At 42.6% G+C, this 22,849-nt stretch carries 22 protein-coding genes; 12 read left to right on the forward strand and 10 right to left on the reverse strand.

The window, feature by feature from the left end; all coding sequences use genetic code 11:
- Positions 1-20 precede the first annotated feature (20 nt).
- The 4 genes from AACQ42_RS11655 to AACQ42_RS11670 all read left to right on the forward strand — a co-directional run bounded on the left by AACQ42_RS11655 (position 21) and on the right by AACQ42_RS11670 (position 3,787).
- The gene (locus AACQ42_RS11655; RefSeq protein WP_013868061.1) at positions 21-920 is read left to right on the forward strand and encodes a DMT family transporter; all 900 of its coding nucleotides are present in this window, start codon (positions 21-23) and stop codon (positions 918-920) included.
- 129 nt (positions 921-1,049) lie between these two features.
- Positions 1,050-1,967, forward strand: a complete 918-nt coding sequence (locus tag AACQ42_RS11660) for a GGDEF domain-containing protein (RefSeq protein WP_094165271.1) — start codon at positions 1,050-1,052, stop codon at positions 1,965-1,967.
- Between the two features lie 196 nt (positions 1,968-2,163).
- Positions 2,164-2,925 (forward strand): DeoR/GlpR family transcriptional regulator, encoded by a 762-nt coding sequence (locus AACQ42_RS11665; protein ID WP_013868063.1) that lies wholly within the window; start codon positions 2,164-2,166, stop codon positions 2,923-2,925.
- A 139-nt stretch (positions 2,926-3,064) separates the two neighbouring features.
- On the forward strand, positions 3,065-3,787 hold the full coding sequence (locus tag AACQ42_RS11670; protein WP_094165273.1) for a helix-turn-helix transcriptional regulator: 723 nt from the start codon (positions 3,065-3,067) through the stop codon (positions 3,785-3,787).
- Positions 3,788-3,790: 3 nt separating this feature from the next.
- Here AACQ42_RS11670 and AACQ42_RS11675 read toward each other — a convergent pair whose 3' ends face one another.
- Positions 3,791-4,372 carry an acyl-homoserine-lactone synthase gene (locus AACQ42_RS11675; protein ID WP_017046000.1) on the reverse strand — a complete coding sequence of 194 codons (582 nt, stop codon included), beginning with the start codon at positions 4,370-4,372 and terminating at the stop codon, positions 3,791-3,793.
- 300 nt (positions 4,373-4,672) lie between these two features.
- Between AACQ42_RS11675 and AACQ42_RS11680 the strand changes: the two genes are divergently transcribed.
- Positions 4,673-5,158: an acyl-CoA thioesterase gene (locus tag AACQ42_RS11680; RefSeq protein WP_026027856.1), complete on the forward strand. Its 486-nt coding sequence runs from the start codon at positions 4,673-4,675 to the stop codon at positions 5,156-5,158.
- A 93-nt stretch (positions 5,159-5,251) separates the two neighbouring features.
- On the forward strand, positions 5,252-5,497 hold the full coding sequence (locus AACQ42_RS11685; RefSeq protein WP_094165275.1) for a hypothetical protein: 246 nt from the start codon (positions 5,252-5,254) through the stop codon (positions 5,495-5,497).
- Between the two features lie 319 nt (positions 5,498-5,816).
- On the opposite strand, the gene malG is transcribed toward AACQ42_RS11685, so the two are convergent.
- From malG to malE, 3 genes are all read right to left on the reverse strand, one after another.
- Positions 5,817-6,707 (reverse strand): maltose ABC transporter permease MalG, encoded by an 891-nt coding sequence (gene malG / locus AACQ42_RS11690; RefSeq protein WP_010317575.1) that lies wholly within the window; start codon positions 6,705-6,707, stop codon positions 5,817-5,819.
- A gap of 12 nt (positions 6,708-6,719) precedes the next feature.
- A complete protein-coding gene (gene malF / locus AACQ42_RS11695) occupies positions 6,720-8,294 on the reverse strand; it encodes a maltose ABC transporter permease MalF (RefSeq protein ID WP_013868068.1) in 1,575 nt (524 codons plus the stop codon).
- 76 nt (positions 8,295-8,370) lie between these two features.
- Positions 8,371-9,552 (reverse strand): maltose/maltodextrin ABC transporter substrate-binding protein MalE, encoded by a 1,182-nt coding sequence (gene malE, locus AACQ42_RS11700; protein WP_026027705.1) that lies wholly within the window; start codon positions 9,550-9,552, stop codon positions 8,371-8,373.
- 657 nt (positions 9,553-10,209) lie between these two features.
- Here malE and malK point away from each other — a divergent pair.
- On the forward strand, positions 10,210-11,328 hold the full coding sequence (gene malK / locus AACQ42_RS11705; protein WP_017045996.1) for a maltose/maltodextrin ABC transporter ATP-binding protein MalK: 1,119 nt from the start codon (positions 10,210-10,212) through the stop codon (positions 11,326-11,328).
- A gap of 70 nt (positions 11,329-11,398) precedes the next feature.
- Here the strand turns inward: malK and AACQ42_RS11710 are convergent, their stop codons facing one another.
- Complete coding sequence (locus AACQ42_RS11710) at positions 11,399-12,070, reverse strand: LuxR C-terminal-related transcriptional regulator (RefSeq protein WP_013868071.1); 672 nt, start codon at positions 12,068-12,070, stop codon at positions 11,399-11,401.
- Positions 12,071-12,445: 375 nt separating this feature from the next.
- A complete protein-coding gene (gene ppiC / locus AACQ42_RS11715; protein WP_026027858.1) occupies positions 12,446-12,724 on the reverse strand; it encodes a peptidylprolyl isomerase PpiC in 279 nt (92 codons plus the stop codon).
- A gap of 185 nt (positions 12,725-12,909) precedes the next feature.
- On the opposite strand from ppiC, the gene AACQ42_RS11720 reads away from it, so the two are divergent.
- Entirely contained in the window at positions 12,910-13,827 is a 918-nt protein-coding gene (locus tag AACQ42_RS11720) for a chemotaxis protein (protein ID WP_013868073.1), read from the forward strand.
- Here AACQ42_RS11720 and AACQ42_RS11725 read toward each other — a convergent pair.
- Positions 13,824-14,201, reverse strand: coding sequence for an MmcQ/YjbR family DNA-binding protein (locus AACQ42_RS11725; RefSeq protein ID WP_017045994.1), 378 nt, complete (start codon positions 14,199-14,201; stop codon positions 13,824-13,826). The genes AACQ42_RS11720 and AACQ42_RS11725 overlap by 4 nt on opposite strands.
- 232 nt (positions 14,202-14,433) lie before the next feature.
- Here AACQ42_RS11725 and AACQ42_RS11730 point away from each other — a divergent pair, with 232 nt between their 5' ends.
- Positions 14,434-15,450 carry a GGDEF domain-containing protein gene (locus tag AACQ42_RS11730; RefSeq protein WP_017045993.1) on the forward strand — a complete coding sequence of 339 codons (1,017 nt, stop codon included), beginning with the start codon at positions 14,434-14,436 and terminating at the stop codon, positions 15,448-15,450.
- A gap of 125 nt (positions 15,451-15,575) precedes the next feature.
- On the opposite strand, the gene AACQ42_RS11735 is transcribed toward AACQ42_RS11730, so the two are convergent.
- The gene (locus AACQ42_RS11735) at positions 15,576-16,154 is read right to left on the reverse strand and encodes a malate synthase (RefSeq protein ID WP_013868075.1); all 579 of its coding nucleotides are present in this window, start codon (positions 16,152-16,154) and stop codon (positions 15,576-15,578) included.
- A gap of 161 nt (positions 16,155-16,315) precedes the next feature.
- Between AACQ42_RS11735 and AACQ42_RS11740 the strand changes: the two genes are divergently transcribed.
- The gene (locus AACQ42_RS11740) at positions 16,316-17,833 is read left to right on the forward strand and encodes a DUF3612 domain-containing protein (RefSeq protein ID WP_017047432.1); all 1,518 of its coding nucleotides are present in this window, start codon (positions 16,316-16,318) and stop codon (positions 17,831-17,833) included.
- A gap of 272 nt (positions 17,834-18,105) precedes the next feature.
- Here AACQ42_RS11740 and AACQ42_RS11745 read toward each other — a convergent pair whose 3' ends face one another.
- Complete coding sequence (locus AACQ42_RS11745; RefSeq protein WP_017045991.1) at positions 18,106-19,482, reverse strand: diguanylate cyclase; 1,377 nt, start codon at positions 19,480-19,482, stop codon at positions 18,106-18,108.
- A 328-nt stretch (positions 19,483-19,810) separates the two neighbouring features.
- Here AACQ42_RS11745 and AACQ42_RS11750 point away from each other — a divergent pair, with 328 nt between their 5' ends.
- Entirely contained in the window at positions 19,811-20,902 is a 1,092-nt protein-coding gene (locus AACQ42_RS11750; RefSeq protein ID WP_094165277.1) for a DUF3541 domain-containing protein, read from the forward strand.
- A gap of 11 nt (positions 20,903-20,913) precedes the next feature.
- On the opposite strand, the gene AACQ42_RS11755 is transcribed toward AACQ42_RS11750, so the two are convergent.
- On the reverse strand, positions 20,914-21,840 hold the full coding sequence (locus AACQ42_RS11755) for a DMT family transporter (RefSeq protein ID WP_094165279.1): 927 nt from the start codon (positions 21,838-21,840) through the stop codon (positions 20,914-20,916).
- 90 nt (positions 21,841-21,930) lie between these two features.
- Between AACQ42_RS11755 and AACQ42_RS11760 the strand changes: the two genes are divergently transcribed.
- Complete coding sequence (locus AACQ42_RS11760) at positions 21,931-22,824, forward strand: LysR substrate-binding domain-containing protein (protein WP_094165281.1); 894 nt, start codon at positions 21,931-21,933, stop codon at positions 22,822-22,824.
- The last annotated feature ends 25 nt before the right edge of the window (positions 22,825-22,849 follow it).

Genomic DNA, 22,849 nt, shown 5'->3' on the forward strand with positions numbered 1-22,849 from the left:
CAATTTGCGACGAGGCTCACATGGTATATCTTCTTCCACTATTCACGGTTCTAATTTGGGGTGGTAACTCTATCATCAACAAGCTCGCCGCAGAAACCATTGAACCAAGTGCGATGAGTTTTTATCGCTGGTTTGTCGCGATGCTGTTGCTAACCCCCTTTTGCTTACCTACCGTGATCCGCCAATGGGTAATCATCAAGCCCCATTTAACTAAACTGGCTTTTTTAGCCATGTTAGGCATGGTACTGAATCAGTCTCTTGGCTATTACGCAGGGCTAACGACTACTGCATCAAATATGTCGTTGATCACTTCGCTGGTACCACTGCTCAGTGTGTTCATCAGCGTCCCTCTGCTCCATAAGCGCATTTCAGCTTTGAGTGTTGTCGGAGGAGTCCTCTCTCTCGCAGGGCTTGCTTTTATGCTAGGTCAAGGCGATATGAGCTTCTTCTTGCATCAAGATATTACACATGGTGATGCATTAATGGTGGTGGCTGCAACCGTTTACGCACTTTATTGCGTGTTACTTAAACGGTGGAAAATGCCGCTAAGCAATTGGACGCTTATTTATATGCAAGGGTTGTTTGCTGTCTTAATGCTGACACCATTATGGTTGACCAGTGAACATCTCCTACCCACGGAAGGCTCACTGCCCCTAATCGCTTACGCTTCCGTCGCTGCATCCTTATTGGCTCCGTGGATGTGGGTAAAAGCGATCGATTTAATTGGTGCAGACTCTAGTGCGATGTTTATGAATTTGTTACCTGTGGTGGCGGTTTCGCTTGCCACAACCCTGTTAGGTGAAACAGTGCAAAACTACCATCTTTTAGGTGGAACGATGGTAATTTCCGGGGTTATTTTATCCCAAATAAAACTGACAAAAAGCCGTACAACAGCTATCGAGGGCGCAATACAACCATAAAATTGAGCATCTAGCATCGATTGGAGCTATGTTTATGGAAGAAGAATAAAAATAAACAAAAATGAAATGTATTGAGGGATCCTTTACGTCAGATCCGTTAGGCAACCTAGCAAATTTGGTGGCCAGATAATGATTCTTGATAACATCGAAGATGTGTATAGCAATAATTTGTTTGCCTTGCATGAGCTTGTTTTAAACGAGCTCGGTTCATACGTATTCGTAAAAAACCGCCAAGGTGAGTATCTGTATGCAAATCAGCTAACACTTAAACTGTTTGGCACAACTTTGGAAGAACTCAGAGGCAAAACTGATCATGATTTTTTTCAAGATGACCTACTCGCCGATATTTTACACAGCGATCAAATGGTATTTGATACCAAACAGCCTTTCATCAGTGAAGAACGTGCACAAGCAAAATTGGATACCAAAGTACGCGTCTACCGCGCCATAAAGAAACCTATTCTAAGTACACAAACCGGTGAAGTGATTGGCCTTATCGGTGTTTCTACTGAGATTACCGATATTGTCGAACTGCGAGAGCAACTACACACTCTGGCCAATACCGATGACTTAACGCAGCTCTACAATCGCCGCAAGCTGTGGCGGGAAGCGTGCAATGAATTTACGTTGGCTCAGCGTGATCATTATCCGATAAGTTGTATTGCCATTGATATCGACAACTTCAAGTTAGTAAACGACACCTATGGCCACCAGCGAGGAGATGACGTGATTTGGCAGTTAGCAGAGATGGCGAGAAAGCACACACGCCATGGCGACGCCTGCGGCAGAATTGGTGGTGAAGAGTTTCTGATTGTTTTGCATAAGGCCAATGTGCATGAGGCCTTTCAAGTGGCAGATCGTTTACGTAAAGAATTTTATGCATACGCATTTTTTGACAACGACGCACACTTTAGTATCAGTTGTGGTATCTCTGAAATTGCGGGTAGCGATGCCGATTTTTTCGAAATTTATCGCCGCTCAGACAAAGCACTTTATAAAGCCAAGCTCGCTGGACGGAATCAATGTGCCACATTCCAAGAAACATAACTATGTTCCATAAAGAGCCTATAATGTTCGTTTAATGTGAATTATCACTTAAAACGAGCAAATACTCGCGTATCCCATTCACTAATGATTGAATTTGGTCGATTAAACCGTACACTCACAAAATCGTAGTGCCTTACGCAAAGTAAGCATTCAAGGTATTGACCTATTTAAGCTTCAATGAATAAGGATATTTAAGGTGAAAGCAGTTAAACGCCATCAAGAAATTATCGAATTAGTTCAAACACACGGATTTGTGAGTACCGATGATTTAGTCGAGCGATTCAATGTCAGCCCACAAACCATCCGCCGAGATCTCAACGAACTTGCAGATGCCAATAAGTTACGACGCAATCACGGCGGCGCTACCATCGCGTCTAGTTCTGAAAACTCCTCTTACCACACTCGCCAAGTAACTTATCAGCAAGAAAAAGAGAAAGTGGCTGCCGAGCTAGTCAAACACATTCCCGATGGCGCAACGCTCTTTATCGACATAGGCACGACACCTGAAGCTATCGCTCGGGCATTAATGCTCAATCACGAAAATCTGCGCATTGTTACCAACAACATTAACGTGGCGACGATTTTAATGGCCAAACCGGATTTCAATGTCATCTTAGCGGGCGGTGAAGTGCGTAATAAAGACGGTGGCGTGACGGGTGAAGCCACTTTGGATTTCATTTCACAATTTCGTCTCGATTTCGGTATTTTAGGGATTAGCGGCATTGACTATGATGGCTCACTTTTAGATTTCGATTATCACGAAGTGAGAGTCAAACGGGCGATCATCGAAAATAGTCGCTGTGTTTATCTCGGTGTCGACCACAGTAAATTCGGACGTAATGCCATGGTGAAGCTAGGCACAATTGCCGATGTAGATTTGATCATTACCAATGCTCAACCACCAGAAGAAATTGATGCATTCGCTCGTGAAAATGAAGTAACCATTCAGGTGGTATAGATAGATTGCGGCCAAAACCGACATTTGAACTAGATTTTCCCGCCAAATAGATAAACTATTTCATTATTTGCTCGTACTGTTACGGTTTTTTTTGATATAAATGCCAATATAGTACGACGCAATTTAGAACTTTCGGCTTATGTACAAAATTCTGAGACTGATCCAAGAGAACCAACAAATCACTAGCCACGATGATTTGGAAAATGTACTCAATGGGCTCAATAACTTAATTGGTCATGAATTTTTCCTCTTTGGCCTCTCTTTTCAACCCACGTTAAAAACTAGTGAAACGCTTGTCACGGACAATTACCCCAATAGCTGGCGACAGCAATATGATGAATCCGGCTTCATGCATATCGATCCAATTGTCAAATACAGCATTACCAATTTTTTGCCCATTCGCTGGGATGACGCTAAGCGGGTCAATGAGGATGGACGAGTCATTTTCGAAGAGGCGCGTTGCAATGGACTCAAAGCGGGATTTAGCATTCCAATCCATGGGCTTAGAGGGGAATTTGGCATGATAAGTTTTGCAACCTCAGATACCAAGTCTTACGATTTGAATCAACAAAGTATCCATACCTCACAGCTCATTGTACCGTTACTGGCTCATAATATTGGCAACATCACCCGTTACCATAAAGACGCAAAACCGAGAGCGGTGCTCACCGCACGTGAAGTACAATGCTTAGCTTGGGCGGCCGAAGGCAAAAGCGCATGGGAAATTGCCACGATTATTAATACGTCAGAACGTACCGTGAAGTTCCATTTCAGTAATGCTTGTAAAAAGCTTGGCGCGACGAATCGCTACCAAGCGATCACTAAAGCTATTTTAGGTGGCTATATCAATCCCTATTTATAAGGCTTATGCATTGACACTTGCACGATATGCTTCATTCATTGGAATATGCAAAGCGACAGAACGTGTACTTCCCAAAAGATGCACTTTTTTATCACCGAGTCTTTCGCATGGGATCCCCATTCGCTTAATCAATTTTTCCACACTGGCCGATGTGACCGTTACATAGGCATTGATGTGATATTGCTGGGCGTGATGATACAGCGACTGAAACATCTGCAGCGTAACATTACTCACGCCGCCCAATTGCGCCGAATGATCTTTATCGACCGCAAAACGACTCAGCTCATAAATCTCCTTTGCTTTGGGTGCTTGCTGCACACCGAGTAATTCCGAAAAAGTATCTTTAAGCATATAACGCGACGTCGTTGGCAAAATTCGCCAACACCCCACTAAATGACCCTGTTCCTCTTTGGCATACAAATAGTGTGCTTCTGGAACGTCGTACTCATCAGTCTCCATTTCTCGATTTGTTTTTAGCTCCCACTGCAAGCGTTGCGAAAAAACTTTATAGCGTAACTTCAGCAATGACACATAATCAGCTTGAGGGACACTTTGAAAGGTATGTGAATAAATTGAAATAGTCATGTGACTTCTCCTTAGGTTATTGGAGAAATCACGCTAAACAATCTCATCAGAGATAGAACCTGTTCGATCGAACAGTTACGTCGAAATACTGTTTAAACTATTATTAACGCAACTGAATAACTAACGCTCAGTTGGCTCAATAAGGTACAACATAAAGTAAATAACTCGTACCGCTCGGCTTTAAAAATCCTCTTAGGCAACTAAGAGGATTTTTTATATCTGCTGCATTCAAAATAATATTGCAGTTTGGTTAACGCTTTGTTATTTATGATTCCGTTAATAAAAAACAAGGATTCCCCAATGAGTAGTGGCCAACGTGCAATAACTTTGCGTTTTTTAGCAGAGCCCGGTGATGTGAATTTTGGTGGTAAAGTCCACGGTGGCGCTGTCATGAAATGGATAGATCTAGCGGCCTATGCGTGCTCTGCAGGCTGGAGTGGTAAATATTGCATCACCGCTTATGCTGGAGGGATCCGCTTTGTCGCTCCTATCCACGTAGGGAACCTCGTTGAAGTCAGCGCAAAAGTCATTTATACGGGAACGAGCTCAATGCATATTGCCATTGATGTGCAAGCGAGTGATCCAAAAGAGTTAAAAAACCAGCTGACTACCCATTGTATTGTCATCATGGTGGCTGTCGATGGGCAAGGCAAGCCCACCCCTATACCCGAATGGGTGCCGCAAACAGCAGAAGATATTGCCCTACGCCAATCAGCGATACGCTTAATGAACATGCGTAAAGAGATAGGGGAAGAGATGGAAGCTCACGTTAAGTACTTAAAATAACCACCCATGATGCGCTCAGTTGTCATTTTTTCTTCATCTTTATCTGCTTAAATCGAGTTCTCTGAAATTTTGCATCGATGATAGGAAAAGGCTTTGACTCTCAGAGAGATTACCTTGAGCGAATCGACATTAGTCTACCCAAAGTCAATTGAGTATCACTGGGTCCGAACGCTTTACGTTGAAGGCTACCAGCCCCAAGAAATTAACCACTATATCCGTGCCTGCTTTGGCGGAGATGATACCTTCGCCGATCTGTTTCGCCGCGTTGCGTTGCAACAAGAGAGTTTGTATGTCCTTTTGCAATACTTAGGCTGCGCCCCTTCTAGCCGTGAGTTCTAATTTTTTAGCTTTCCTTTACGACGTTACACGAAGATTTCAGATGTGAGTCGCATCCAAACACCATTTCACTTTTGAGACATTCAATTCATCATATACTGCATGTGCGTTACCAATAGCACCCTTTAATGCAGATATAAAAAAACCCAAGCAATGCTCGGGTCTTGGTTACAAAAACTGTTAGTTTGTTGGATAGTAAGGAATAAAGCTAACAGCCAGCTATGCGTAACGCCAGATTTGCATATTACTTAACTGATCGGCGGCCAAACCAAATACGTTAAGCTAATACAATATGGGCGACCTCACGGTCGCCCTATCGTTATTATCCTTTCACACCACCGGCCGTAAGTCCTCCGACTAACCAGCGCTGTGCAAGCAAAAATACGACAGTGATAGGTAAAGCAGACAACACTGCTGCTGCTGCAAAATCTCCCCACAAATAGTTCTGAGGATAAAGATACTGCTGCATACCCACCGCTAATGTATATGAGTTTACATCAGAAAGTAGCAAAGATGCCACTGGTACTTCACCAACCACCCCAATAAACGAGAGAATAAACACAACCGCAAGAATCGGCACAGAGAGTGGTAGCAGCACCAGTCTAAAGGCTTGCCATGGTGTAGCTCCATCTAAAGCAGCCGCTTCTTCTAATGAGTTATCTATCGTTTCAAAATAGCCTTTGATCGTCCATACGTGCAGTGCGATACCACCTAGGTAGGAGAAAATTAAACCACCATGCGTATTTAAGCCAAGAAATGGGATGTATTGACCTAATTTGTCAAACAGTGCATACATCGCAACCAGTGCCAGTACCGCTGGGAACATTTGAAAAATCATCATCGCTTTTAGGATGGTGTCTTTACCTTTAAAACGCATGCGCGCAAAGGCATAAGCAGACGTTGTCGATAGGGCCACAATGAGCACTGAAGTAATGCCTGCTACTTTCACTGAATTCCATAACCAAGTCAGAACCGGAAATGGCGGCGGTGTAACAGAGCCATCAGCATTAGTGACAGCAAAACCTAATGCCAATTTCCAGTGTTCTAGAGATGGGTTATCTGGGATCAAACTGCCCGTGGCAAAGTTCCCTTCACGAAATGAAATCGCAATGACCATCAATAGTGGAAAAATGATCAGCGATAAAAATGCCCACAGAGCAACATGAGTCGCCCATAAGCGATATTTGAGAGATTGACCTTGTACCATCGCCATAACGATTACTCCTTAATTCTGTGACAGCTTCGTAAAACGTAAGTTGAGTAGTGCTAACCCACCAACCAGTAAGAAGATCAAGGTTGCGATGGCACTAGCCAAACCGAAGTCTTGACCACCAGCTCCTTCAAACGCAATACGATAGGTATAGCTTACGAGTAAATCGGTGTAACCGGCTGGCTCTGAAGTACCAATCATATTCGGGCCACCTTGTGTCAGAAGTTGAATCATCACAAAGTTGTTAAAGTTAAACGCAAAGCTCGCAATAAGTAACGGAGTCATTGGTTTGATCATGAGCGGCAATGTGATACGGGTGAAGTTGTGTAAAAAACCTGCACCATCAATCGCCGATGCTTCATATAAATCCTCTGGAATCGCTTTCAAAAGACCCATACACAAAATCATCATGTAAGGAAAACCAAGCCAAGTATTGACGATCAGCACCATACTTTTAGCGAGAAAGGGGTCTGAGAACCAGCTAGGACTAATGCCAAAAATACTGTTGAGCACCATATTGATCTCACCAAAGCTTTGGTTGAACAAGCCTTTGAAGATCAAAATAGAAATAAAGGCAGGAACAGCATAAGGCAGGATTAATAGCACTCGGTAAACGGCGCGGCCTTTAAGCTCTTCCCATTGCACAACACTAGCCAACACTAACCCTATCATAAGAGTGAAAATCACGGTTAAGGTTGAGAAAACGACCGTCCAGATAAAGATATTGATGAAAGGCTCTTTAATACCGTCATCTTTCCATACACGCTCAAAGTTATGTGTGCCAATTTTCACCACAAAACCAGGCGATACTGTCGCACCGATAAATTGACCACTTTCGTCCACTGGTTGATAAAAGCCAACATCCATATTCGGCCGTAGTATTTCGCCTGTTTGATTATTGACCAGCGTTTCGCCATCATCTTGCATGGTGTAAAGCGGCGATACGGCGGCAAACTTGCGCAAGCCACTCATGCGTACATCTTCACCACTAGGGAAATGCAGATCAATTGAGCTCAACGTAGCACGGTGATTAATAATGGTTTTAATCGGCTCTTTGGTGCCCTCAATACCCTCAATAGGTTGAAGGTCCATATCGGTCACCGATAAGCCATTTAAGGAAAATACGTCGGTAGCGAGCGTCTGCTCTCCATCTTCGATTGCAATTCGATAACCACTTTCCGTTTTGTATAGAGTGAAAGGATAGCTTTCCCCGCCCTGATAAGTTCGATCCAACAGCACGGTTTGTGCACGTTCTAAAGAGAGTTGGTTTTTAGCACTGTAGTTAGTAAAAGCCAGACCAACGGTGTAGGCCAAAGGAAAGAGGATGAATAAGATCATTCCCGCGATACCCGGATAAATATAGCGGTGTGCGTAAGTATGTTTACTGCCGAAAATATAAAGGGCCAGAGCGGTAAGAATGAGAGTAAGCAGCGCAAAGGCGAGCTCACCGCGAGAATACATAAGAATAGTGGCGTAACCGTTAACGATACCAACCGTACCTAATAATGCCCATTTAATGAGCACATTTTTACTGGAAGGAAGTGCCGTTTCGGGTGCTGACAAAGCATCTGTACCTTGAACTGACTGCATAGAAGAACCTGCTAGCGATATAAACGTAAAATGAAGGAGAGGTTACCCTCTCCTTAAGGGCTTGACCAAAACCGAATTATTTAGTCATTTGTTTTTCTGCATCAGCCAGTGCGGCATCGACAGTTTGGCGGCCATCTACAATATTGATAATTGCACTTTTCGCGCTGCCCCAAAATGCATTCATCTGAGGGATGTTCGGCATAATTTCGCCATTCATTGCGTTATCCATTGTCGCGGCGATGCGTGTATCTGCATCAAGCTCACGTTGGAAAGAGTTAAGAGCCACCGCACCAAGAGGTTTGTCATTATTGACCATGCGCAGACCATCATTGGTGAGTAAGTAGTTTTCGATAAACTCAATCGCGAGATCTTTATTTGGAGAAGCGGTGCTGATACCAGCCGTCAATACGCCCACGAACGGCTTGGAAGATTGCCCGTTAAATTTCGGTAATGTCGTCACACCGTAGTTAATGCCTGATTTTTCAATGTTGCCCCAAGCCCACGGACCGTTGATCGTCATTGCCGTTTTACCTTGGTTAAACGCAGCTTCAGAAACAGAGTAGTCCATATCCGGAGAGATCACGCCTTTGTCCACTAAGCCTTTCACGAAGTTCATCGCGTCTTTTACGCCTTTATTCGCGATACCCGCATCTTTCACATCATAGCCATCAATCGTGTATTTGAATGCGTAACCGCCATCAGCAGCCATAAGAGGCCATGTGAAATACGGTTCTTTCAAGTTCCACATGATGGCCGTTTTGCCCTCTTTCTTAAGTTTGGCGTTCAACGCTTCCACTTCTTCCCAGCTTTTCGGTGGGTTTGGCACAAGATCTTTGTTATAGATGAGAGACAAGGATTCTACCGCGACTGGGTAGCCGATGATTTTACCGTTGTATTTCACCGCATCCCAGGCAAAATCCACGATACCCTCTTGAATCGCTTTTGAAGGTTTAATTTCAGCCAGCAAGCCAGCTTCTGCATAACCACCAAAACGGTCATGAGCCCAGAACACAATATCAGGTCCATCACCCGTTGCTGCGGTTTGTGGGAATTTATCTTGAAGTGCGTCAGGGTGGGCCACGGTCACTTTGATACCCGTGTCCGCCTCAAATTTCTTACCCACTTCAGCCAAACCGTTATAGCCTTTATCACCATTAATCCAAATGGTGAGTTGTCCTTCTTCAATAGCAGCATGTGCACCAAACGAACCAAGAGCAACTAGAGTACTTAGCGCGACTGTGCTTAGGGCGTTTTTCATGTTCATATCCTTTTTATTTTTGTGTTGTAGGGCTCACCAACAGGTTTCGCCGTATTTCGTCATATATAATCAGAGAAAACCTAACTTGACTCATCCTCCTACGCCCTACGCCCTCGATATTATGGACTATTTTCGTGATCATCATCGCTCAAGGTTAGAGAGCTCAATCACAAAAAAATACCTTTTTGTGACATGCTTCCACTTAACAGCCATTAATTATTTGAACTGGATCTAACTCAGCCCTTAAACCCCTCCTCCATCGCATCCATCGCTACTCCCCCCTATAAAAAACTCAATTAGGAGGATGTATCAAACACACACATCACACAAAATACAGTCATCCCAGAGTGGATAGTAAGAGCCTTTTCCAGTAACTCATCGTTTACTGGCTTACATCGCTAGATTGGTTTGCTGTCATAAATGAGCGTTCGTGGTAATTGATTTTATAACGGGGGAGACGCTCAATGTGCAGGGGAAGTGAACTAAATCATTGGCATGGATGGGTGATGCTTTCTTCAAACTCCCTTAATTTGAAGACATCACCCTTTTTCTTACATTATTAACCACCTTACCCAATTCCTGCTGTCATTGCCTGCAAGAAAACTCATATAATGATGGGCAGTGATTTATAAAAAATATTGATCGAGGACGAGCTCTATGGCGAGTGTCACGTTAAAAAATGTATGTAAAGCATACGGTGATGTATTAATTTCTAAAAATGTCGACTTAGAAATTCAAGAAGGCGAATTTGTCGTCTTTGTCGGTCCGTCAGGTTGTGGGAAATCCACCCTACTGCGTTGCATCGCAGGCCTAGAAGATATCACCTCGGGTGACTTGTTTATTGGCGATAAGCGAATGAATGATGTTGAACCCTCTAAACGTGGCGTCGGCATGGTATTTCAATCCTATGCGCTCTACCCGCACCTTAATCTTTTCGACAACATGTCTTTTGGCCTAAAGTTGGCCAAAGCCGATAAAAAGGAGATCGAGCAACGTGTTGAGCACGCCGCCGATATTCTCCAGCTCAGCCATTTGCTTGAACGTCAACCTAAGTCTCTTTCAGGTGGCCAACGTCAGCGTGTCGCGATTGGGCGTACTTTAGTCTCACAACCGAATGTCTTTTTGCTTGATGAGCCGCTGTCTAACCTAGATGCAGCGCTGCGCGTACAGATGCGTTCAGAGATAACCAAACTGCAACGCAAATTGGGCTGCACTATGATTTACGTTACCCATGACCAAGTCGAAGCAATGACAATGGCTGACAAAATCGTGGTCTTGGATGCTGGTTTCGTATCACAAGTAGGTAAACCACTTGAGTTGTATCATTACCCAGAAAATCGTTTCGTCGCAGGCTTCATCGGTTCTCCTAAAATGAACTTCATGAGCGTATTCATCGAAGATGTCGAAGCCGAACGTGTGAAAGTTCAACTCTCTAATGGAACCTCATTTTGGATTTTGGTCGATGGAACCACGATCACTCGCGGCGAGCGTATGTCATTAGGTGTGCGTCCAGAGCACTTGCTGAGCGCTGAAGATGGTGACGCGAAAATTGAAGGCAAGGTGATGATGGTTGAGAAACTCGGCAATGAAACACAAGTCTACATGAACTTGAAAGGCTCTGATTCTGATGTAATTTACCGCCAGCCTGATACTTTGGGCGTTGAAACAGGTGATACATTGACAATTGGTATTCCAGGGCATCGCTGCCATCTCTTCCACAGCGATGGACGTGCATGCCGCCGCCTTTACAAAGAAAAAGGCATCGAAGCCGAATAAAAAGAAATTCAGTTAAGAAAATAAGACAGCCCCTTTGATAGGGGCTGTCTTATTTAAAAATAAATAAAATTTAATTAAACTCTTCAATACCAATATTATCTTTTGCCCATAATAATGCCTGAAGTCTATTTTTAGCATTTATCTTTTTAAATACATTATGTAAATGTGTTTTTACTGTATTTTCACTTACAAACAACTCATCTGCAATTTGCATATTAGATGCACCACAGCCAAGTAGCTTAATTATTTGCTGCTCTCTTTTCGTTAATTTAGCATAAGCTTGAGAGGTAATAGATGAATTACCTGCACGATAATGCTGTATATATTCCTGAGCCAATTTTCGATTAAACCACATTTCATCATCAAGCACTTTTTCCATGCCCTTAACTAAAGATTCAAGCTGATCATTGGTATAAAATACACCCACAAGATTCTGCCATTTAAAGAGCATTTTAGGTTCAATATCTAGCGGGCAATTAATAAGCACTTCTTTTGCATCAGGGCAGGATAAGCGTTTAAATGCTGAGTAATCAGCAAAATTATTTTCATCAACGCGAGAATAGTCGATGATAACCAATTGAATTTTATAGGATGATAGACTGTTATCATTCATCCACGTATCGCAAAGCGGAGAGATATCAATACTAATCGGCAACTTTGACTCTAGCGAATCTTTAAGTAAGCGAGACTGCATACAAACATCAGAAAGCAATCGAACGTTAATTTTTTTTTCTTCACTCATTTTAAACTCCTAGATCATACCGCTCACTTGATAAAACTAACGTTAAGCGACTATAAGTCAATATCTCAAAATAACCCGCTCTCATTTTAATAAAAAACCTAATGAATAAATCCATTTAATTCATGAAGTTATTGTGCATTCTTATTTATGAGAACAAATGACTGTTTTATTTATATACCTTACTACTTGAAGTAGTTTGGGTGTAGTAGGCCATTCTATAAAAGGTAATGGAATAAAAAAGATAAAGAATCGAGTGTCATTCCTAACGAATGAAAAGCACCACGCACTTCTGGTGTTAAGAAAAAGCGTGGCACTCACTGCTCATTGACTATTACTTTAAAAATCAACATCGATGAGAAAATCACCCTATTGAGGCTAGGTCCGATATAGAACTTTTACAACATGCCAACCAAACTTGGTTTTCACCAAATGGGGTGTCAGTACCTCACCAGTGAAACAGATTTTATCAAATTGAGGTACCATCTGCCCCTGACGAAACTCACCCAGATCGCCCCCTTTTTTACCAGAAGGACAGGTAGAATATTTTCTGGCTAATGTTTGAAATTTCGCTCCTTTTTTTAACTGAGCGATAATATCTTCAGCTTGTTCTTTATGCTTCACTAAAATGTGAAGAGCCGCTGCCGTTCTTGCCATCATTTTTCTCAATAAATTTGCTACTGCAAATAGTGTAACGGATGCTTTTCAAGAGTCCAACCCCAATGTAAGAGTGCAAAAGATCAATAAACATACGGTTATACTGTTTATTTGCATTTAACGCATTGCCGTCAGTAAGAGATCGTTTAGTATTAAGCATAAGAAACAACGTTGAGTAAGGTGTTATGGCTAAAACCCCCAGTAAGGCAAACCAATCCCAAGGCATGTTGATGTTCACATTGAACACTCAGAAACAGCTTTTTGCTATCGGGACTCTGAAAGTACGAGAGATTGTCCCTTACATGCCAATGACACAAATCCCATATTCTCATCACCATGTGATCGGAACGGTGACTATCCGTAACTTGACGGTACCTGTCATTGATATGGCTGCCGCCATTGGCTTTAGAGCAATTCAACCTAGCGAATATAAACAATGCTACTTAATCGTGACGGACTGCCTGCGAACTGTAGTTGCGTTTATGGTACGTAGCATTGAGAAAATCATCGAGTGTGACTGGCGAACAATCGAGTCTTCACCTGCAGTGGCGGGAAAAGACGTTTTTGTCACTGGCATAACCCGCTATCAAAAACAGATTGTGCAGTTACTTGACGTCGAATTATTACTTTCAAAAATTTATCCACAGTATGAATCAACTAAGATCCCGATGCTGACTGATATTGAACGTGAGCGATTAAAAGCACTGCGTATTTTACTGGTGGATGATTCATCTATTGCACGTAAACAATTGTCAGATGCCTTAGACAGTATCAACATCCCTTACCAAATCTGTAAAAATGGGCTTGATGCCATTGAGCTGATGCGTCAAGACGCTCAACATCAACGTGCGATCGATTTGCTGGTCAGTGATATTGAAATGCCGGGCCTCGATGGATATGAACTGGCCTTTGAGGTTCAAAATGATCCAATGCTGAGCCATGCTTATTGTATTCTTCACACCTCGCTTTCCAGTGAGATCTGTTTGGATAGAGCTCACCAAGTCGGAGCCCACGAAGCTTTGGAAAAATTTAACGCAACAGAATTAATAGAAGCGATGCTGCGTGGCGCAAAAAAACTGGAACAACGTAAGGATACCGCTTAATCAAGCTTTGCTTGCACAAACAGAGCCTGAAGCGCTTCTCTATCTGATTTTTTCAGTTTACTCACTACAAGCTGATAAGAGCGTTCACATAATTCCTCTAACATCATCTGGTCAACATCTCCGTTTAACTTAACGGAGATCCAGTGTCTTTTATTCATATGATAACCAGGACGAATAGCGGAAAAGGCACTGGTCAGAACTTCACCATCTTCTGGAGTGCACTTCAATGTCACAAACGGCTCTTCTCTCGACTGAGAAGTATAGGCAAACATTTTACCGCGAATTTTGAAAACCAACGCGTCAGGACCAAACGGATAGCTACTTTCTACCTGAGGTAAAATATCCAAAAACGATTCAATATCATACATCTCCATCTATTACTCCTTGATTCAGTAACCAACTTATTTTAATCATTCAACGATTCAATATATAAAAAACCCCCTACTATGTCTGTCTGTTGTGTTTGATCTACATCAAGAATCGATTGTTCACCGTAAATAAAAATTCAACTTCAAACTTTAGTTGCATTTTTTTAGCGCATAACTTTGGGATATCCGCTAATCTTAGCGGTATGAATATCTGTGACTGTCTATTAATTTTACGATAATGACCAGCGACGACTTTAAGAGATCTACAGCCAATTTAAAAAAAGCAGTACCGTTGATGATGAAAAATCATGTGGCGGCAACACCTGCTAACTATGCACTTTGGTATACCTATGTTGACAACGCCATACCTCAACTCAATCGAGAACTCGATTCTGTATTGGAAAACTTTGGCCTTTGTCCTCCCGCGGCAAGCTCTCAACTCTATAACAGCTATGTCGCATCGCGCTCTGAAACCAGTTTAAGCACGCTACGCAACAACATTGAAGTGTTAGTCAATGAAGTCGCAAGTTCAATGTCAGATACCCTAACCGATACCAGCGAATTTGCCAGAGTGATTGATAAAAGTTTTAGTGAATTAGAACGAGTCGAAAACGATGATTTATCGATCGAAGAGGTGATGAAAGTGGTTCGCCAATTGGTCACTGAATCGCGAGATATTCGCCATTCAACTCAGTTTCTAAATGGTCAACTTAATAGTGCCAGTAAAGAAATTCATCGACTGAAAGAGCAGCTTGCCGAGGTGCAAAAAGAGGCTTTATTCGATGGATTGTCCGGTTTATATAACCGCCGTTCGTTCAATGATGATCTCTTTACCCTAATAAGCGCGCAGCAACCAATAAGCCTGATCTTATTAGATATCGATCACTTCAAATCTTTTAATGACAATTACGGCCACCTATTTGGTGACACCGTCATCAAAGGCATCGCTAAAAAGCTTCAGAGTAGCTGTCGAGATGGCATTACCGCCTACCGATTTGGCGGCGAAGAGTTCGTTTTAATTGTTCCAAATAAAACACTGCGCATTGCCAGACAGTTTGCAGAATCACTGCGCCGTTCGATAGAGAAAATGAGCGTGAAGGATCGCCGTTCAGGAAACCAAGTTGGTAATATTACCGCCTCTTTTGGTGTGACAGAATTACAACTAGGTGATACGTCCGAGTCTTTGATAGAAAGAACAGATAAACTGCTCTATGAAGCAAAACAGTTAGGCCGCAACCGTGTTATGCCGCTTTAATCGCTTCAACCTCTTATGGCTTATAGGTAGCTGAAAAGCAATCACAAGTTCCATAAACCTCAATTTATGGATAGAAAAGTAAAAGGGGCGCCACGCCCCATTTAATCCCAATACGCATCTATAACCTAAGCAAGGTTAAAACTGTAGTTTAAGTAATAGTCTTCACCATCTTTTGCGGTGTACTCCTTATCTTCACTACAAGCTTGAGGCTTACCCTTTTCATCACCTTTGACTAGGCTTACCCAGTGGCGCATTGCGGCGCTGGGCATTTCTTCCACCGATTGGGTAAATGTGGTACACGTTTCTAACTGAATATCATTAATCTCTATCAGCTCAACGCGCCCAGTCCCTTTAGTGCAGCCTAACATCACTTCAACATGACTACCACTTCCATCACGGAACAAGATCGAACATGGTGACTCCTTTTCACCATTGAAGGCAACAAAATGTTTTGGGTGCTTCAAACCACTATGACGCCCATCCTTGAAATAAGCCAACACATGGCGGTAATCGATCACATAACTGGTCACATCTTGATGAGAGCCCGTCGCCAAAGGGAACAATCTATCGAGTAGTTGCTTCGCTCTACTCTGCTTTTCATTTTGTTGATTAGCACTGATAGTCTCGACGGCGAAGACGGCTTCAGCGATAAAGGGTTTATCTAGTTTTTGGATTTCTGTTTTATCGAATGTCAGCATATTCATCGTCTTTTCCTTATAGGTAACTCAACATTTTGTGTTCTAGAGCAATTATTCCAAACTTGCGTTTAACCTTTGTGCAAATTTGTGACCTTGCTTACTTGGTAGATTAACCAATTTTTTACTACAATTTCACAACAAAAATTTTACAGTGTGAATTTTACAAAATGGCCTTATCAAAAAGCTTAGTTCGTCAGTCACATTTCTTAGGGACAAAAGTCAGAAACTTAAGAAAGCGTAATCACCTAACGATGGAAGACTTATCGGCACGCTGTATTCGTATCAACCCAGAATACGCCCCCTCCGTTTCATACCTTTCGATGATTGAGCGTGGAAAACGGGTGCCTAGTGTTGATATGTTGGAGGTCATTGCCCAAGTTTTCCAAAAAGATCCCGCTTGGTTTTTAGATGATGAACCAGGTCAAACGGATATTACTCCTGACAAGGGTAACAGAGGTGGGATCAGCGGTATGGCTCTTGAACCTAGCTTTTTATTCTCAAATGATATTTTACAAATCGCGATCCCAGAGATGCTTTCCCAAACCGGGATCACTGGCAAACAGTTTGCTCATCTATTGATCCGTGCTCACCAAGAGAGTTTACAAAACCACTTCCCAGATCTTGAGCGAGCGGCAGAAGAAGTGGGTTTAAAACGCTTAAACTTAGCTGTTGAAGATCTTATCGACATCGCCAAAAGCCTTGGTTTGGTTATCCGCTGGGTCACGAGAACCCCGCAAGATGTTGTTGATGAGCTTGGTGTTAGCGCCAAACAACTTATTACCTCTTTTTTTGAACCACCATGCACGATCTACCTCAATGAAATTCTACGTGAGTACCCAACTCGCCTAAAGTACGACCTCGCGGTGTATATTGGCCACAATATTCTGCACAGCAAAGAGGGACTAAAAAGTGTCTTAACGGTTGGCCACACAAACAGTTGGGAAGAAACGCCTGATGCCACCGCCACCTGCGAATTAAATTCCCAAGATATCCTTCAGGCATGGCGAGATTTTGAATCGAGTTTTTTTGCTGGCGCACTACTGTGCCCCAAAGTGCCTTATCGACAACTTCTTGATCGCAGCGGCTACGAAATCGATGTACATTTGAAAGCAGGGGTTTCTCCTTCTGTTGCGATGAGACGCATGACGGTCGTGTCACCCTATCCGCATTGGCACTATTTCGATGCTTATGGTGAAGGCAAATTAAAAGCGGTTTATCGTGGCAATGGGATCCCTCTACCGTGGGGGAATATGCGTAAAGTGAATGACCCTTGCCAGCATTGGGCCGTGTTTAGACGTCTTTCAGAGCCGCAAAGTGGCAGCTCTGCGCAAATTTCGATTTTGAATGTAGGTGATGAGCCGAGAATATATTGCTGTGAATCCGTCAATATGATCGATCCAGCAGGCAATAATCGAGTGCTATGCGCAGGAATAGATTTGAATCCAGCCATCAATGCACAAGGTGGGGATGCTCACTCAATTGCTGAGGAGCTCAAAGCGTTATGCGTCAGCAACGGCGGAAGCTCTCTTATTCCAAGACATATTAAAAAAGATCTCACGACTATTGCTAAAATTCTTAATATTAATTGGATTGAACGCGGAATTGAAAATAATGCGCGCTTAATCTGCTCACGCGGTGCTGTCTGTCCAAGAAAACCAAGCTGCTATGAGAAATGTGCTGGCTAGTTGCAGAGCGTAAAAATAAAAAAAGCCAATCACAAAAAGTATGATTGGCTATTAATAAGTGTGAACAAAAATAAGGTTCACTAACAACGTCAGTTGGCTAGGTGACCCTCGGCTTAGAAGGGTCACTTACTATATAGCAGGATGCATGCCAACTTTAAAACTGCCAAAAAACACCTTATCTGTCTACTTTATGAGCGGTTTCATTACAACGTGTCGCATAATAAATTTGCATTTTGCAATTAAATTTCAAAATGCAAATCTGAATAAATAATTTAGTAGTACTGCTGCCTCTTTTCTTGATACATCCGCTCATCAGCCAGTTTCAACATCGCATCCACATTATCAAATTCTGGGCTAAATGCGGCTGCGCCTACACTGACATGTAGGTTAATTAAGTGCTGCTCATAAATGACTGGCGCATTACACAACGCACTTTTTATTTTGAGACTGATCCGCTCAATATCATCGTTGTCCGATACTCGAGACAGCAAAACCAGAAACTCATCACCGCCAATACGTGCAACTAAATCCGAAGAACGCAATACGCTTTTCACTCGCTCCGCACAAGCAATCAACACCTTGTCACCCGCCGCATGCCCATAGGTGTCATTGATCGATTTGAACTTATCAATATCAATGTTGAGGATGACAAAACCAGCCGATTGGTCCATTTTTATAGCCTGCTCAAAATATCGATCAAGCGTATACATGAAGTACCGACGGTTAGGAAGCTGAGTTAATTCATCATGAAGTGCTCTTTCATTAGCAATAGAGTACAAGCGATATATCGTAATAAACGCCGCAACCAACAAGATTAAGATCGGATAACCTAACAGCCGTACAATGTGAACCTGATACCAAGGCACTTGACCTAAAACATCGCTTTTCTGCGCAACAGCAATTTCCCAGCCGCCATAGGGAAAATGAACACTTTGTTTTGCAAAAGCTTTCGTGAACACCTCTTGTTCACCAAAAAATACCTCGCCTTCCGAACCAGTACTGTCTACCCCACGTATCGCCAAATTAAAGCGGTGAGTAAAACGTTCAACGCCAGTGGAAAGTAATAACGAATCTAAATCGATCACGACACTGCATACTCCCCAATATTGTTGGTTATCAGGAGGGTCAGTAAATATAGGAATCCGAGCAACAAGGCCTCGCCCACCTTGAACTAGGTTCACAGGGCCTGCAATGAAGATCTCTTGGATCTCCCTTGCTTTTAAGATCGTGGCCCATTGTTTGGGAACGGTACGGTAATCTAAGCCTATCGTTTTGTGATTTCCGCTCAATGGATAGGTGTAACGAATCACATCATCAGGCGCAAGCCCAATCACGCGCAAATGTCTACCTTCATGTAAAATATTAGCCGCAATCTTTTCCCAATCTTCGAACTGAGAATGGGCGTTAATCGCAATTAAACTGGTTAACCCATTTGCTACATAGATGTCAGACAAAATGGCAGCTTCTAACTGAGCTCGAATAATCGAAAGCTCTTCCTTTGCTCTGGTTTGAAGATTATCTCGGATAAAACTTCGTTGATTGAAATTGATAATTTCGATCAACCCTCCACAAAAAATGATGAAGGCAACGAGAAGCAAATTGACAGACCACTGTTTGCCTGAGATATGTCTCATGCAACTCTCCCTCACTAGCCTGTAGCGATCACTACATGTGTATGGTTTTACTTGCTCTATTTAGAATAGTGCTTCTTACTTAAGATTAACGTAATTAATGGGGGAATACCCAAATTAATTACAAATTTGTTGATATAACCAAATGAACTCGTAGCTTTTTGCTAACATAGCAATATTTTAATTCATCAATTTGCATAGCGTAAAAAGCACAATCAGCTAAACGCATTATCCTAACGACGGCTCAAAGCGGTCATTTTACGCACACTTGACACATCACCAACAATAATAAATCCATTAAATGCTAATGTTATTATGAATATTAGCTTAGAGGTGTGTTTTCATCATGTTATTAAAAAAGAGTGGCCTATTTCTGGGATTAGCTATTACATTGTGGTTGCCTGCCTCTGGCTATGCAGAGCCGGCGTCAACAACGAATAACACTTTTTCTGAATCTGCGGAGCTTATTCGTCAAACCTATGAAGAGCAACTTTTCACATTGCCGGCATTCAAAGAGGGGCACTATGGGTTACGGATGTATCGCCAAACTCTAGATCCTAAATATTCAGCAGCGGTGTGGAGTGATCTTGCTCGCGTAGCAAGCCGACTTAATCAATTTTCCGCAGAAGTTTCAACTGCTGAACAGGTTTTTCTCTACTCTGAGCAACGTTTGGCTGGATACCTCGATGACGAAGATGAACGCAGCCAATTACGCTATATCGCCACTAAACATATGCCAGAATACCTCTACTTAGGCGTCGACCTATTAGGCTCTATGGCCCGTGCCAACGAATATGGTTTGAAACATAAAGAAGATCAGCTTTTGCGCCAAGTGATCCGCCGTTATGATTTTACTAAGTACGCCACTGATGAAGAAATGATTAAAGCGTGGGCCGCACAACTTGCTAACCAAGTCTATTGGTTACGCCAGTTAGGTGAACAAGATGTCGTACAACCATTCATTGATAGCTTTAGGAAAACATACCCAGATTCTGCTGATAAAGCACTCTCCGTGCAACAATATGGCAATAAGCTGTATGGCATGACACACATTATTTTTGCCGATTCGGAATACTATCAAAATCCCATTAAAGAGCAGCAGCATCAATGGATCTTCGACTACTTTCGCAATAATATCGATACCATTTTGCTAAGAGCGAAGGAAGATGTGGTTGCTGAAGTTGGGATCACTTTTCTACTCGCAGGTTTAGAAAAGGATCCTGTTGTAGAAAAAACTCGTCTCGCAATTCAACAAGCGATTGATAAAAAGAAAGGGATGATCCCCTCTACCTCAGGTGTGTTTGACCTTGCCGACGGAGAGCACCGCAATGTACTTGCCATTATGTTACTTGACTGGCAGAAAACCAACCAAGCGCCCACAGTGAAAAATAATCCTAAGGTATTTTCTAGCCTGCCTTATGGGCTCATCAGACAGTAACAACAAGCGGGTTAAGCTGATTTAAGCTGGTTTGACGATACTGAGGATTTAAATAGCTTCGGGATAAGAATTCCAGTAAAAGTTGCCATCACAATCAAGCCCAACCCTACCATTTGTGTTGGCAAGTACTGCACATTAAAAAACAACTGTTGCCATAAAGCGGTAAAAAGCAAATTGGTAAAAATTAACGGAGCGAGCTGCGAGCCAGAGTGTGCCAGACGGTAGGCTTTGGCTCGAAAAATTTGAGTGTTAATGACTAATATAGAGACTCCGCTCAAGGCAATAACCACAGCTAACTGCTGCAAGCTGCCCCAGGTTTGTTGAAGTACATTCGCGTCTACGGTAGGAAGAAATAACAAAGGCAGTAATAAGATTGATGCACACACAAACGTCCAAGCATTGATATCAATAGATCGCATATTACTTTTCGTCGCTCGATATAAGCTTAACTGCGATCCCGCATTCAGCGCTCCCGCAAGTAAACCGACCAATAACTCCATCCGTAAATGGATGCCCGAAACATCGCCAGCCAGCAGTAACACCCCGATAAATGTAATGGCCAAGCTCACAACCGTGCCAGCTTTCATCACTACACCAAATATTAATTTTTCTAACAAAGGAATAAACAGTGGACCAGTGCTGAACAATACGACACTTTCCACCAAAGAAAGGTGCTGAAGTGAGTAAATAAAACAGAGCTGACAGCCTGCAATGCATACTGAGCGAACCCACAGAGCCCGTTTCATACCTTTGGGAGGAAAACGGAAATGAGTCAAGCTCATTACTCCCAACAATATAAGCGCGGGGAGTAAAAATCGGAGAAAACTGAGACTTTGTAGCGGTATCTCATGTGCAAGAAACTTAGACAGTAGCCCTGTCAATGACAAGCTAAATGTGGAGGACAACATAAATAATGGGGCCAAAATTCGTGGGTTCATACAACTCTCCTCTAGTACAGCCATCATAGAACAATGACGAAAGGAAAAATAACGAGTAATATTAACCAAACCTGTAAGAGAAACTTACCAATGCGAAAACTACCTCCGCTCAAGTCACTCTACTCATTTATTGCCGTAGCAGAAACAGGCAGTATGACGGATGCAGCAAAGCACCTTAATGTTAGTCATTCAGCCGTCAGTCAATCAATAAAAGCATTAGAGAACCAGCTAAACCAGCCGCTATTCAATCGCGTTGGGCGTCACGTCGTACTCAATAATGCTGGTCAAAAATACTATCGGAGAATTGCGCCTGCTTTGGAGCAAATCGTTGAAGCAACTGAAGTGCTTATGAGAGATGAGCGCCATAACCGACTGACACTCAACATGGTCAACTCATTAGCGCTGCACTGGTGGATACCACGAGTTAACCGCTTTCAAGAGCACGCGCCACATATAGACGTGAGAATATCGAGTTTAACAGGCACTTTTTCTCTAACATCAGAGAACGTTGATATCGCGATTGTTCATGGTAAACAAGATGAGTGGCAAGACTACTATTGTGAGAAACTTGCCGAAGATGAATTGGTGCTGGTATGCAGCCCTGAACTCATAAAGCAAGGTGATAAGCAGACGCTTTCATCCATACTTAAATGCCACCCAGCGATTATCGCTGTGAACGAGCGCCGCAAAAAAGACTGGCAAATTTGGTGCGATGCTTATCAACTTAGCATGCCAGAAAGTCGCAAAAACCTATCATTTGTTTCTTCAGCACAAGCCGTACAAGCAACTATCCGCCAATTAGGTATTTTCGTTACCCATCGCCTCTTTGTAAAAGATGACATCAAGTTAGGCCTACTACAAGAACTCGGTTCCGCAGTGACTAATCCCTATCAAGACTACTACTTCGTTTGTGCCAAAGAGCAACTGAAACAAGAGAGTATCTTAGTGCTAAGAAGTTGGATCAAAAAAGAATTTGTGATGTAACTAAATTTGCGATGTAACTACAGGA

The sequence above is a fragment of the Vibrio sp. V12_P9A6T4 genome (genome assembly GCF_963874835.1).
In the GTDB taxonomy this organism is placed as follows: domain Bacteria; phylum Pseudomonadota; class Gammaproteobacteria; order Enterobacterales; family Vibrionaceae; genus Vibrio; species Vibrio anguillarum.